The 13,559-nt window shown below is 49.6% G+C and carries 11 protein-coding genes; 6 read left to right on the forward strand and 5 right to left on the reverse strand.

Annotated features, from left to right (window positions below; genetic code table 11):
- The first annotated feature begins 25 nt into the window (after positions 1-25).
- A complete protein-coding gene (locus tag HH213_RS17105; RefSeq protein WP_169113004.1) occupies positions 26-1,075 on the forward strand; it encodes an NAD(P)-dependent alcohol dehydrogenase in 1,050 nt (349 codons plus the stop codon).
- Between the two features lie 50 nt (positions 1,076-1,125).
- On the opposite strand, the gene HH213_RS17110 is transcribed toward HH213_RS17105, so the two are convergent.
- Complete coding sequence (locus HH213_RS17110; RefSeq protein WP_169113005.1) at positions 1,126-1,866, reverse strand: LuxR C-terminal-related transcriptional regulator; 741 nt, start codon at positions 1,864-1,866, stop codon at positions 1,126-1,128.
- Positions 1,867-2,900: 1,034 nt separating this feature from the next.
- Complete coding sequence (locus HH213_RS30685) at positions 2,901-3,236, reverse strand: helix-turn-helix transcriptional regulator (protein ID WP_169113006.1); 336 nt, start codon at positions 3,234-3,236, stop codon at positions 2,901-2,903.
- 624 nt (positions 3,237-3,860) lie between these two features.
- Here HH213_RS30685 and HH213_RS17120 point away from each other — a divergent pair.
- The 3 genes from HH213_RS17120 (at position 3,861) to HH213_RS17130 (ending at position 9,189) form a co-directional block, all read left to right on the forward strand.
- Positions 3,861-7,637 (forward strand): anti-phage protein Upx-like protein, encoded by a 3,777-nt coding sequence (locus HH213_RS17120; RefSeq protein ID WP_169113007.1) that lies wholly within the window; start codon positions 3,861-3,863, stop codon positions 7,635-7,637.
- Between the two features lie 126 nt (positions 7,638-7,763).
- Positions 7,764-8,693, forward strand: coding sequence for a hypothetical protein (locus HH213_RS17125; RefSeq protein ID WP_169113008.1), 930 nt, complete (start codon positions 7,764-7,766; stop codon positions 8,691-8,693).
- A 16-nt stretch (positions 8,694-8,709) separates the two neighbouring features.
- A complete protein-coding gene (locus tag HH213_RS17130) occupies positions 8,710-9,189 on the forward strand; it encodes a hypothetical protein (protein WP_169113009.1) in 480 nt (159 codons plus the stop codon).
- 152 nt (positions 9,190-9,341) lie between these two features.
- On the opposite strand, the gene HH213_RS17135 is transcribed toward HH213_RS17130, so the two are convergent.
- On the reverse strand, positions 9,342-10,130 hold the full coding sequence (locus HH213_RS17135; RefSeq protein ID WP_169113010.1) for a HEPN domain-containing protein: 789 nt from the start codon (positions 10,128-10,130) through the stop codon (positions 9,342-9,344).
- Between the two features lie 47 nt (positions 10,131-10,177).
- Entirely contained in the window at positions 10,178-10,561 is a 384-nt protein-coding gene (locus tag HH213_RS17140) for a hypothetical protein (RefSeq protein ID WP_169113011.1), read from the reverse strand.
- Positions 10,562-11,094: 533 nt separating this feature from the next.
- On the opposite strand from HH213_RS17140, the gene HH213_RS17145 reads away from it, so the two are divergent.
- Entirely contained in the window at positions 11,095-11,967 is an 873-nt protein-coding gene (locus HH213_RS17145; RefSeq protein WP_169113012.1) for a S8 family peptidase, read from the forward strand.
- A gap of 21 nt (positions 11,968-11,988) precedes the next feature.
- Here HH213_RS17145 and HH213_RS17150 read toward each other — a convergent pair whose 3' ends face one another.
- Positions 11,989-12,777, reverse strand: a complete 789-nt coding sequence (locus tag HH213_RS17150; protein WP_169113013.1) for an SOS response-associated peptidase family protein — start codon at positions 12,775-12,777, stop codon at positions 11,989-11,991.
- Between the two features lie 92 nt (positions 12,778-12,869).
- Here HH213_RS17150 and HH213_RS17155 point away from each other — a divergent pair, with 92 nt between their 5' ends.
- Positions 12,870-13,517 carry a hypothetical protein gene (locus HH213_RS17155; protein WP_169113014.1) on the forward strand — a complete coding sequence of 216 codons (648 nt, stop codon included), beginning with the start codon at positions 12,870-12,872 and terminating at the stop codon, positions 13,515-13,517.
- Positions 13,518-13,559 lie beyond the last annotated feature (42 nt).

Raw genomic sequence — 13,559 nt, forward strand, 5'->3', positions numbered from 1 at the left:
GTGAATCAATGAAAGGACGCATTACATGACAGTCAAAGCATATGGCGCCCACGCTAGCGACCAACCTCTGGTGTCAATGGACATCACCCGCCGCGAACCGGGCGCCCACGACGTCCAGATCGACATCGCCTTTTGCGGCATCTGCCATTCGGACCTGCATACCGTGCGCGCCGAATGGGCCGGCACGTTGTTCCCTTGCGTGCCGGGACATGAGATCGTCGGCCGCGTCGCGGCAGTGGGCGATCACGTAACCAGCCACAAGGTGGGCGACCTGGTCGGTGTCGGCTGCATGGTCGACAGCTGCCAGCACTGCGCGGACTGCGAAGAGGGGCTGGAAAACTATTGCGACAACATGGTCGGCACCTACAATGCGCCGACTGCGGACCAGCCGGGCTGGACGATGGGTGGTTACGCCCAGCAGATCGTGGTGCACGAACGCTACGTGCTGCGCATCCGCCATCCGGAACAGGACCTGGCCGCCGTCGCGCCGCTGCTGTGCGCCGGCATTACCACCTACTCGCCGCTGCGTCACTGGAAGGTGGGGCCGGGCAGCAAAGTCGGCGTGGTCGGCATCGGCGGTCTGGGCCACATGGGCATCAAGCTGGCGCATGCGATGGGCGCGCATGTGGTGGCGTTCACCACCTCCGAATCCAAGCGCGCCGACGCCAGGGCGCTCGGTGCGGACGAGGTAGTGGCGTCGCGCAATGCCGACGAGATGGCGGCCCACGCCAAGAGCCTCGACTTCATCCTCAACACCGTGGCCGCGCCGCACGACCTGGACGCCTTCCTGGTGCTGCTGAAACGCGATGGCACCATGACGCTGGTCGGCGCGCCGGCCACCTCGCACCCGTCGCCGAATGTGTTCAACCTGATCATGAAGCGCCGCGCGCTTGCCGGGTCGATGATCGGCGGCATTCCGGAAACCCAGGAGATGCTGGACTTCTGCGCCGAACACGGCATCGTCGCCGACATCGAGCTGATACGCGCCGACGACATCAACGCCGCCTACGAACGCATGCTCAAGGGCGACGTCAAGTACCGCTTCGTGATCGACAACGCCACGCTTGCGGCCTGAACGCGAGTGCGGGTGTGGGAGAGCAGACGACGGTCTTGCATTTCGTCTGCTCAGTTCGCTGCCGTGTTGAACAACTCGCGGTCGTCGATCAAGCCCCTGTCCATGGCGGTGACGACTGCCTGAGTACGCGTTACAGAATCGAGCTTGCGCATAATGGTTTTGACGTGGGCTTTGGCGGTATTCATGGAGATGTCCAACGCTTTGGCGATGGCTTTATTGCTGTGGCCCTTGGCGAGCAAGTGCAAGATGCCCCCTTCGCGCACAGTCAGCGAGCTCTGGGTCAGGCTGTTGGCGATCTCGGCAACCAGACTTGGCGTGATGTAGCGGCGTCCCTGCGCCACCGCCCTGACGCCGGCGACCAATTCGTCCGATGTCGCGTTTTGTAAGATGTAGCCCTGGATGCCATGTTCAATGGCGGTTCGGATCTGGCGCCCCTGGCGGTAGGGGGTAACGATCAGAATCGCTGGCGCTTTATGCCCCAACGCTTTAAGCGTTTCCGTTCGCATCATCAGGCCATTGCTGTATCCGGTCACAATTACCTGCACGTCGCTCAACGATTCATGTTGAGCGAACGAGCGGACGATGGCGAACTCCGCATGCGGGTATAGCGCAGCGGCCATTCCTGCTTCAAGCAAAGGTTCGCCATGCGTGACATGGACGGTGATAGGGCGGCTCATCGTGTGGTGAGTTTCAGGATGCATTGAGGACCTGACTGTAATTGGTCGGTCGATCAGGCGCAACAGGTCACGGGGAATGTTGTCTATGCGTGCAAGAAGCTGACGGAACAGCATGAAAGGCGTTGGTTCAGCGCGGCGGACAGCGTGTCATACCAGGCTATTGTGGTCGGGGCGAGAGGATTCGAACCTCCGGTCTCTACGTCCCGAACAATGTGAATTTAGGTCATGGAAGGCTAAACGTATTAATTAATTATACATGAATCCTTTAAAATCAATATGTTATGTTTTCGTTCGGTTGTTTTCGTGAACTTTCTCGAACCTGAATCTGCGATGATTTGGCACAGAATTGGCACAGATTGGTACAGTTTTCAGTTGATGTAAGACCACGGCTTTCGGACCGAAATGGGCTGGGAACCGACCTTCCCCTTTGTTTTATGGCAACGTTTTGCAGGTCGCTTCGACATAGCCTATCCGGCCACGTATGCCCGAAATCGTTGGTATGAGTTTAGAAGACGTGGCTCAATCCGTACTTCAATAAAGTCGGACGAAACGCTGCGCTGGGCTTCATGAGAATGGCGTGCATAGTGATTACGGCGTACGCATGTACCACGCGACGTTATGTAGAAAAAGTACGGCGAGTTCGCCTTTGCTACGACAGATGACACGACCGAGCTAAGTGGGTTTGGAAGGGGTGAACTGCCGTCAGAATGTCGATGATATGGATAGGACGAGAGGAGGTCGGGCGCTGGCCCTAAGTAATTTTTGGATGAAAACTTAGAGTGGAAGTCTCGGCGGGAAAGCAAAAACTGTCGCTTTAACCCCGCACAATCACTGAGGTCCGCTCTAACAACGGAGACGTATCAATGGACGAGCGTCTTAGACGCGAGCTAGGCTGGGGTCTTGTGAAAATGAAGAAAAGTTAGTTACCCCGAAAATTGGGGCGCGGACAGCGATGCACTCGACTTTGAATGGTTAGGGCTTACAAAGAGGCCGCCCTCGATTCTGTCATGTGGAAATGTCAATTGGCTCACAGCATTTTCATCACTCTGCTTCGTCACCGCACGAGCATTCGTACGATAGTTCCATAGAAATGCAGTAGTAAGCCATCAATAGGGCCTGCTTGGCTATAGGTGTTGCTGCTGCCCTGCCTAACTAGGTAGGCAGTTCCGTGCTTCTCTAGCCCTCATGCGCATTATGGCGTCCGAGCGGTTAGATTGAGCGGTAGCCTTGCGATGGGTTGGCGAAATTTTTGTTTTTTCAATCTCCATCTCGGGCGCTAGTTGGACGGATTCCGTTCCATTTGTCCCTCCAAGCACGCGGTTGAGCCAGTCATAGATGACCTGGGAGTGCCAGCGGACCAAGCCTCCTAGCCGCTTTGGTTCAGGAATGTCACCAGACTTAATCATTTTTTCGATGTTGCGAACGGAGCATCCGACTATTTCGGCAACATCTTCCTTACTCATGGCTCTTATTTCGATATTCATAAATTTAAGATGAATTTTCAATTCTAGTAAATACTGCTTCGTTTCATGTCAGGTCACCATTAACTCACATTTTTAATAAACTTCAAATTGCTATTTTTGCACTATTGGTATAAATAATTATATTTCTAAAGAAAATCGTTATTTTTTAAGAGAAAAAAATCTGATATGTTTTTATCGTAAATTTATCTATTTATACACCTGTGGAAATTTTGCATCAGCATCGTGAATTTGACATTAATAATGCTGCACAGCCTGGGCGCCGCGAACGAGGACAAGGAAGGGCGTTCCGTAGGGGGAGGTCACCTCATAACTCACTTCTTGGTTCGTAAGCTGAGCAAAAATTCTTGTCGGATAGCTAAACCTCGAAATGAGAAGCGAGATAAATAGAACACTTTGAGCGACTCTTGACAGCGTGAGGTTGGACTATGTCCACCTCGCCGAGGCCGTATTCACCATTATTCTCATAATGGTGATTAGTGTCTGGCGATGTCACATGGCAACTCTCATGTGAATGCGAAAGGCGTGCTTCTAAGAAATCCTTCCTGTACTATCTCTTAATGTAAAAAAGCTATCGCGCTTGGAGCATCGGAGGATGCGTCGAGTTAGACCTTACGAGAGGTTTTAATGAAATATCGGAGCAAGGGCAAAGCGCTTTCCGCCGAAGTTATGGCAGCGCTATTGGATGGCGATGATGAGACATTGCCAGGCGATGTATTGATGCACGAGGAAGATGTTCTTAAGATGAGGCGCTTGCTTAAGCCATTTCATCTAAGAACTGCACTGGAACTCTCGGCGGCTTTGCTCACGCTTCCACAGTTGCAAGCGTCGACACCCCGCATCGAATGTCTAATTCATCTTGTCGCGAGTTCTTGTGCGGGAAAACGGAAAGCAACTGACCAAGATATCGCCAGGTGGTTGAACAGAAATCTGCATGGCACTCCAGCTTGGCGTATGGAGGACCCAGCTGAGGATGTGTTCGTCGGGAATGTCAGCACCCAAACGGGCAACTTCAGGATTCTTCAGGACGCCTACCCCTATAACGATTGCTATCTTTCGACTGTTCTTAACAGTGCGTTCTTCCTTGCGCGAGGAGTACAAGAATTAAATGCACCTTTGAAAAGCGTTCTTGCACTGCTGAAGTTGAGTGAACAGACGTGTAAAAGGCTCGGCTTAAAGCGATGGTCATTAGAAGATTCAGAAAGCCATTCCGACATCTTGGTTGGGAAGTCTGCCGAATTGGTCGAAAGGGGGCGTACGCTTCAGTTCAATGTCGATGGACTACGTGAAATCGGTATTGATATCAACGATTTGGAGCCGTTCTTATTAGGTGCATGCGCAATCGATGACAGCTCTCCAGGGACTATCAATCGGATTGATAGTCCCCTACGTGACCGGCCATTAGTTAAATTTGGGGATGTCATATTGCTTGCGCTTCCGAATGCTGTTGCTAGCGCATCAAAGCGTTTCCTTATTCGACACATCGAGCATCTAGGCCTAGGACGTAAAGTATCCGATAGCATCGCGGAATCTCAGCTCAATCAAGTTCTAAACTGTTTTTCGAGGTTAGGTGTAGAAATCAAACATGATGATAAGCAATTTCCTGAAATGGAAAATGCGATTAGCTTTGACTTCGTTTACGAGCCGAGGCATGTGGTCCATCTTCTGGTGCTTCTGGATGATGCCGATGTATCGATGAGCGAAGGTGATTACTCTACTGGGGACTATACGAAAGCTCAGCTTACCGCCTTACGTAGCCGTATCGAAGAGAGAAGAGTAGAACTCGAGTTGCGCTCGGGTTTTGATAGAGGGACTTTGGTGGTGGTCTTTGGAGGCATTGGGCGTCAGCGGGTTTTGGCGCTGCCACCTGAGAAACCTAACTGGGACACAATAAGCTTTGACGTCCCAGACATTGATTTACTTTTAAATTTTGGCACTGAGGAATTTCGAAAGCTTCTGAAATGTCAGCAGCAGGCACGATGGCTACGGGAGACAGGCGTAAATGTTTACAATCCGAGCGGTGCCTTTGGTCAGTACTGCTATTGGACCGCTTCTGACTATAAAATAGTGCCTCACTGGATACCGCTTCGCGACAGTGGGCCTATACCGCTTCTTGGAAACTTTTTGGCTGTTGTCCGTCAAAGATTCAGAGATTTGAGCGATGAGCATGTGGTTACGAATCGAGACGGAAAATTCCTCCCTGTCGCACGCTTCGGCCGAGATTCTTTTTTTCAATCCCATATAAAGGCTCCGCTGTATGCTAGCCCTTTAGCCGCAGAGAACGGATATCTCGCTGCGGCCGCCAAATCAGCAAACGGATATCGCTGGTTAATCGTAAAGATTGACGGCCTACCCCCCTCAACTAGAAGGACCGCATACGAGATATGGTCTAACTTTGCGAATAAGTTCTTTGAGTTGGCGGTAGTGTTGGATTCGCTATCATCCACCGGGCACGCTCCAACTTTGGAGGTTCATGTTGATGTCAGTCGGGTGAATGAAATGGAGCAGACTGGTATGGGCTCTTACACCTCATCTCCCTTTGATGCGACGATAAGACCCATCTCAAATGGTGGGGCCTTGATTCGATTACCACCGAACTTTTTCGATGGATTCATGCGTATTGATAATGCGGCCGAGAGGTCTTTTCTATTGAAGGTTGGAGCGGCCCTGGTCGCTGCGTCGCATACTATCGGAATTACACTTTTACCCGGGATTGCATCGAAGGCTTGTGATGAGGTTTTGCCTTTAGGTGGTGGGCGACTTATCCATATATTTCCTAGCCGTTTGGCAATTGACAATATTCTGAACCGCGTTGAAGAAATCCCCTCGTTTGTCGATGATGCTGACGTGAATTTCGTTCGTATAGGGTTGGTCAGAGGGTTTTCCATAGACAAGCCAAAAAGAGTTAAAGGCAAAGACAACTGCATCCGTTTGCTGAATGGCATCGTCGACAGTCTTTGGGGGAGAATTCGCACCTTCTTGAAGTCCATTGAAAGAACTAGCCTATTGACCGAGGGGTTTCGCTCGATTGAAGCACTCCATGCGGAAAATTCTCAGTGGAGAAATTCCGCGCAAGCGGTGCTTGCACTGCATGGGGCAGATGCCATTTCGTCCGCTTTTAAGAGGGACCAGGACCGAAGCAGAACGTCACTCGCTACCAGAATTTTATTGGAAATGGCTATCTGTGAGTGCCCGGTGCAAGATGGGGGCGTGCTCGCGCTCAGCGAATATGAATCGTTATTGGCATTGATTTCCGTGCTAGTTGAGGTCGCATATGACTCTGACGCCATTCATGGCGAACTCGCGGAGGCTGAGTTGGTTGTCTACCCGAACGGTGAGTATCATTTAGATAGACGGTATCGTAAGACAATTATGGCTCCTTTTGTTTCTAACCAATTCGCTTCGGAGTTTCAAGACGCAGCTGTCGAGTACGAAGCCAAGGTCACACCGAGAGAAATTTCAGATAAGGATTTGGAGTCGCCATATTCAGCCGAATTTTCCAAATCTTTCGCCGCCGAATATAAGCTAACTCCTGATGAATTACTCCTTTGCTGTTCTGAACTTATAGACCTTGCCGTTGTTAAGGACTCAGCGGTGGTTGTAAGTACTTGGGCGGAAATTAAGAAGCGTTTCACAGAGAATCGGGGTCTCAGCGAAGCGGTATGTGATGCGTTCGTTCAGACGTTTTGTTTGGTTTCGCGGCAAAAGTGGGATAAGGCTCCTCCGCCGTTCAAGTTCCGAGACATTGCACCTTGGTTGTTCCGTCGACGTTTGTCTATCATGATTCGTCCTGTGCTGATGGACGGTTTGGATTCTGATAGCCGCGTCATTTATGGTGCTAGCCAGTTGAGTCACAGCTGGAATTATTTTGTCTCTAGAAGCGAGGTTGGTCGGTTTTCCAACGACTTCTTTGAGAGTGAGGAGATGCGACTCTATGTCGGTCGAATGGTAAATAAACAGGGAGCGGATTTTGAAAACCAAGTGGCTGATGTACTTCGCTCAGAAGGTTGGAAGGCCATAACGCGGATACAACTTACAGCTCTTGGGGGGACTCAGGCGCAAGGAGATTTAGACGTGCTCGCATGGAAGCCATGCGGACGTGTATTGGCTATTGAGTGTAAATGGCTCCAGCAGGCCAGGACAGTAAAAGAAGTTGCGGAGGTGCTTGCGAAGTTTGCGGGTGAGGAGCGCGACAATTTGCAGAAACACTGCGCTCGAATGGTCTGGCTCAAAGCGAATCCTCGAGAGCTCTTGCGCCTAACGGACATCACGGAATGCAATTTGAGGCTACTAGGGCTACTTGTGACTGATAGAGATGTCCCAATGATGTATGTGAATGACCTTCCTATACCGGCGACTGACGTTGTACCTCTGCGTGCGTTGACTGCTCGACTTAAGAGCTGAAAAGTACCATTCCAGTAAAGAGCGAGTCGAAATCTGGTTAGTCCCCCAGGCTTTCATTGCGGGAAGTTTGATGGTGTTCCAAGGCACTTTGATGCCTGATGTCTGGATACTTTGATGGAATATAGAATGCAGAAAAATATTGGCTTATTTTTAGGGGCTGGAGCATCGTACGAGGCAGGAATGCCCCTCGTATGGGAACTGACCCAGGAAATTCGGACGTGGCTGACTCCGGAGAAGCTGAGGCAATTCAACGTTGGATGGCGAGAGCAGGGTGGCGGACACCCCGACGAAGTAATCAATTCGTTTATAGACATCCTCCAGCGAGCTGATGTCCACTACGAAAGTTTGCTGGGGTTCTTACAAGTTCAGTTTCGTCGACCTGGGGCTAACTCGCAGCATTACCACTCCTTGTACTCGTGGCTAGTGCAGACGGTGTATTACAAGCTTTATTTCAGGCATGTGCAAAATTTGCCGTTCTTCGAAAAGCACCTTCCTTTCTACTCAGGTATCAAAGTCCTTGCTGAACAGAACAATCCGCTTTGGGTTTTCTCCCTCAATCACGACTTAGTTCTAGAGGCGTTAGCTGCCCAATTCGATATTCCGATACATTCTGGATTCAGTAATAGAACTATTAGTTTGCCTTGCCGAGCTTCTCATGGGGGCATCGTCGGAGCAATTCAGGCCGAGGTTTTGAGTGAAGTGGAATTGAAGAGCGGCACGTCAATGTTCCAAACTACTGGATTTCGAGGAATTAATTTGCTAAAAATTCATGGGGCGCTTGACGTTTTTACGTACAACGATGGGAACGACCTTTTAAAGATTTTACCGAATGAAGCAAGTGCAAAATCAGTACTTGAGTCGTTACGGGCAGTGAATGAAGATTTGTTTTTCCCGGAATCCAGCTCTCCAAACGGGCGCGTTAATGTGCAGAACGAAATCGCTTACGCCGATGCATTAGGCGAGATGCAATTCTTGCGCCGTACCATATTGGCCGGAGCCTATAAGTTCGACAAGCGCCACGGGCAGGTACTTCCTAATGTGCTAGGCCCAGTTTAAAGTTAATCTGAATTTTGTGACGACGTTAGTTTGCATTGGATATGGCTTTGGAGATTTGCATATAAATTCCATAATCCGAGAATGGCTTGAACTGAGTGCAGCTCGTCGCTTAGAAATCGTGAACCCTGGCATTGATTCTATTCCCCCGTCTTTACTTCATCTGGCTCTTCAAGTAGAAATTATTCCAGAGGGCACTACGGATTATTTTGACTCTGTAGCCGGAATAACGAGGAACCGAAGAGAAAAGTTGGAGAAACGGCTCCATGTTTGTGCAAGGCGGCTTGGGCACAAGCGCTTCTGGGACGGGTTGAAGGCATTCAATGAAGAAAACTTCTCAGACGAAGTTCGTAAAATGGCGGAAGAGATGAAAATTACTTCGTTAAGGTCTGACGCGTCCGGTTCATCGGTCTTTAAGACTTCGTTCGGCGACCTCGATGATTTGGAAGAAGACAGACTTGAACGTTTAGCATTACATCTTGAAGCGTTGCCGCAATGAGGCCTAGGTTAGGTGATTGGCAGACTCCATAGTCGCAGTGTGTTGTCTTGGTCCAGCGGTCTGCCATTTCTATTTCGGGTGCTAGTACGCCCAAACAATCACTTTACGTTAAAAGTTAGCCCTTCACCTCCCGATGTAGTTGTCGTTGAAAACTATTGAGGGAGAACCCAGCCGTACTTGAGTTTTTTAAATAGTGTTGTTATTTCGCTAGCTTTATGAGCATCTTTGAACGGAACTTTTGTTATCATTCGAATGACTGACTGCCGTGCAAGTTTTTGGAGTAGAGTGAGGTCCCCAGAGCTGATGTCACTCTTCCCAGCATGTGCGATACCCGACCGAATACCGTAGAGACGTCTGACATCTTTCTCTATGGCCATTTTCTCATCAACACCTTGACCAAGTAGTAGCGCTACACTCTCTGAGATTTGAGCAGCGATTCCTTTTGTGAGAAAATCACTTTGCTCATTAAAGAGAATTTCCAGTGCTATTGCCGCTTTTATGAATGCGCTGGACTGCACATTCTCGGCGTATGATTCGCCAATCCAATCTATGGCAAGCAAAACTCGTTTCCCCATTTCTGACGGAGACGCGCTACCGAGCATACTCCAAATCGTGTCAAACCCATTTTGATGTTTGATGAGATAGTCGTTGTCAATGGGAAGGGGCTGTGTAGCTCCTTTGCGCTGTGTGGACGCGGCACTCCATTCATCCGTGAAGACGAAGGCAGAATTTCTGCTTAACCCGCTATAGTTTAGAATGCCTACGTCAAGCGAGGTCTTGGGTTGTGCAGTAATAAATCTAATGATACGTTCGAACTGCTCAAACAACCCATCCGCAATTTCCAATGCTTTTGAGTCTTCTCGCGCGCTTACTTTGACTCTGATGAGATATGCGGTTGGATGGTCTAGCAATGACGCGGTAAGTCTTCCTTGGACTTCCAAATCAAGTTCAGGGGCATGTTTTTCGGTACTGTAAATTGTGAACGGGCCTAGCGTAACTGGCGCCCCCCCTTGGTCATCGTAATGCCGGAGATTGGCCTAAAGACATCGTGGACACTAACTGGTAAGGACAAAATTTCTTGTAAAAATGCTGTAACTTCCGCAGTTTGAACCTCTGTTTTACTCAAGACGTAGTCTGCTATGAACGGAGCAACTCTTTGCTCAAACGACTCCAATGTTAACGTTGGTGCAATCGTCTTTTCTTCTTCGTATAGAGCGGTAAGTGCATCTACGTATTGTATTGCGGTGTCATACGGTATCGATATACCGCACCCAAAACCCCGGTAGGTTCCATCGTGTTCTAACGTGCCACCCGGAATCGCGCTGGAAATCAGATTTTTGACGATTTGAACTCGAGATGGTTTTTGGCTCACAACTATCCTCTTAAATGAAAGCAATCTTGATTGCTATGCTACAGTAACTCTGAGGGGATGTGGATGGTCGATGTCGCTTTCGATGTGCTCTGCGAAGACCGGCGCATGGGCGGGAGCGGTAAAAAAATTGCATCTTTCTCATCTGGTGAAAGGCCGACCTTCGCATGTACCAACACTTTTCTTCGTAAGGGCGTCGTGTGACCTATAAATTCTTACCTCCCACCCCTTTGCTCCCGTATTCGCACAGCGAATTTCGTACCAGATTTTATGTAATTAATCGAACGTCGGTTAGCGCTCGAATATATTGGATTGACGAAAATTTTAATAAACAATTTTTGTCGGAAGTGAAAAGCGATTGCGGGTACCATTGCTATGTGTTTATAACCCATCCATTGTTTGTGGAACATATAGGTAAGGAAAGTCTGAATTTTCAGTTTTACGCTGAGCACGTAGACCTATTTGAGTTGACTGAGGGTGGTCCGCTGATTTGGAGGCACGGGAATGATTGTTGGTCCGGAAGTCAGGGATTCGGCGTGATTGACGTCTCAGCTTCGTTGGGATTACCGTTAGCATTGCCGGTTAGCTCGGAGTTCGCATCGAATTCTGAAGCGTTGAACCTCATTAACTGCTCTTCAGCTTGGGCCGCAGGCCATTTTGGAAAGGGCGTTACCGTCGCAATTTTGGATGCTGGAATTGCCCCCCATCCTCTGATTTCTGGGAAGGTGATAGGCAGTTTTGATGCCATCGTTGGCGATGGTACCTTTAGCTACGACCCGGGCTATCACCCCGACCACGCTCTTGGCGTTGCTTCCATAGTCTCTGGTTGTCACTCTGTCGCAAGTGCAGAACGCTTGATTGCGGGCGTTGCGCCGGAAGCCAAACTATTAAACATTCGCTGCACAGGAAATGCGAGGTATAGTGATTCAGAAGTGATGCGGCGCGGGATTTTGTGGGCTGTTTCTGCCGGTGCGAAAGTCATCATCATACCGGTAAATGGACCCGACAATTTTGTTGCCCCTCTTGTTATGGACGCGCTTAGTCATGCAAAGAACAACGGCGTTGTTTCGATAATTATTGGGGGGAATTTTCATACCTGGGGAGGGACTGCTTATGCTTTAGCTGCGAAGCATCGGCTCGGACTTGCCGTAGGAAATTACGACGTAAAAGGGGGATGCCCGTTCCCTGAGTCCAATGTACCTGGTGAAATACTTTTCCCTTGGGTAATGGCGAATTCGTCAGGGGTATTTCCCACATATAAGATGACAGCCGAGCAATTCGATAATGGGGGAAGCTCTTTCGCAGGTCCTTACGTGGCGGGTCTTGCTGCGCTCATTTTTGAGAAACACCCGACGGCATCTCCTGATGAAGTTGTCGATAGAATTACCTCTGGTGCGCGGCTGCTGTAAGTCAGCAGGTATTGAGGCCTTTCACTCAAATAGGTCGACTTGCCGTTGGGGAGACCTCGGGTTTGTGGTGTCATCTGCCTCCACAGCCTTCGCAGTCTTTGGCGCTGGTCGAGCATGCATAAGTTCAGCCGGATATAGCTGGACGAGTGCACGCGCGAATTCCGGATTCGTCGAGCTAAGCCAATCGTCATAGTCCTCAGGCCTCAGGATGGCGACGCCGCGCTTCTCTTCGTCGGCATGAAAGCGTTTGAGTAGCGGATGCTCATTCGCGTTCAGTGTGAAGTGAGTGAACGAGTTTTTGATGGTGCCGTCTTTCTCTTCCCACGTGCGCCACATGCCAGGTAATCCGAATGGTTCTCCGTTCTCCATCTCAATCGCCCATCGCTCATGCTCGCCAGTCTCCCAGTTCGGTTCAAAGACTGCAAGCGCAGGCACGATGCAAAGCTGCTGTTGAAGCCAGAACCGTTTGTAGTTCACCTTGCCGGTGACCTCTTCGAACCGTGCATTCATTGTGTCCATGCGAATCCGGGGTGGCTCAGGTGGCTCTTTGCCTTGAGCCTTTGCTTTCTCAACAGCCCTTGCGTATTTCGCTTGTTCTTCTTCGGTGAGCTTTTTGTACGGCCGATGAGCCTGAGGCACGAAAGCGTAAGTGCCGAGCAGGCCTTTACGTTCGCCTTTCTCGTCGTGGATGATGAACGGCGCCTGGTAGTCGCGATAGATTTCCTCGCGCCAGTCGTCGTTCACTTCGATTGGCGTGCGAAACCAATCGAAGGCCATCTGGCGGCTAACGGTGATGTAGTTGACGCACATGGGCTTTGCTCCGAGTTATTGCAAAGATTGCTCGCCAGTGCTGAATATTGGGTTAATATTTAACCAATACGATGACAGCCTGCGGAGGAAAAATGCCATTTAATACGGTTTATGGAAAATTAAGTTCTAATATTCAAATATCTAGAGTTAAATTTTGCCCTTACAGTGAAAGAGAAGATTTTCTGGAGGCAGTGGTCTTGGCGCTTAAGCAGAAGTCTCCGCTAGTGTACATCGGAACCATGGATATTACAGACATAGACATTGAGGCCGCATCGCACATCGCTTGGTTGCGTGCTCATACGTACACCCTCTCGCCGGATAAGTATTCAGTTGAAAATCATCGTATTGGTGCCATTGGGGAGTGGTCTTTGCTCAGGCCTATCAAATGCCAGGATGCGGTTAAGACAGTTAGTTTAGTTTCGTTCAGCGGAGTTCCGGAGCCTGATTTTTCGTTCGTTTTTTTTGACTCCGCAACTCAGAAATCTGAAGTTTTCCACTTCGATATTAAGAGTACAGCGTCGAAAAAGAATAAGTGCTTTTACTACAATGCGGCTAAGCATGATGAAAAGGGGGCTCCTCACATTCTGGGCATGGTATTGGACTTGAACATCAAGATTGCTGATGTCTTCGTAGTCCATGCCTCTGAATTATTTACAGAAAAATCCCTCGCTGTTCTTCGTGCCGAAAATGAGTACAAGGCGGGTGACCCCTTTGGTAGTTTGCACGCCAACTTAATTTAGCGAGGTTGTCCGCCGTCAATGGTTGGCTTTAGGGAACGCGAA

Origin of the sequence: Duganella dendranthematis, assembly GCF_012849375.1 — a bacterium.
In the GTDB taxonomy this organism is placed as follows: domain Bacteria; phylum Pseudomonadota; class Gammaproteobacteria; order Burkholderiales; family Burkholderiaceae_D; genus Rugamonas; species Rugamonas dendranthematis.

Excerpts from the sequence above, each read along its gene's own strand:
- HH213_RS17105 (WP_169113004.1), top strand. The coding sequence starts at position 26 with ATGACAGTCAAAGCATATGGCGCCCACGCTAGCGACCAACCTCTGGTG.
- HH213_RS17110 (WP_169113005.1), bottom strand. The coding sequence starts at position 1,866 with ATGCTGTTCCGTCAGCTTCTTGCACGCATAGACAACATTCCCCGTGAC.
- HH213_RS30685 (WP_169113006.1), bottom strand. The coding sequence starts at position 3,236 with ATGAATATCGAAATAAGAGCCATGAGTAAGGAAGATGTTGCCGAAATA.
- HH213_RS17120 (WP_169113007.1), top strand. The coding sequence starts at position 3,861 with ATGAAATATCGGAGCAAGGGCAAAGCGCTTTCCGCCGAAGTTATGGCA.
- HH213_RS17125 (WP_169113008.1), top strand. The coding sequence starts at position 7,764 with ATGCAGAAAAATATTGGCTTATTTTTAGGGGCTGGAGCATCGTACGAG.
- HH213_RS17150 (WP_169113013.1), bottom strand. The coding sequence starts at position 12,777 with ATGTGCGTCAACTACATCACCGTTAGCCGCCAGATGGCCTTCGATTGG.
- HH213_RS17155 (WP_169113014.1), top strand. The coding sequence starts at position 12,870 with ATGCCATTTAATACGGTTTATGGAAAATTAAGTTCTAATATTCAAATA.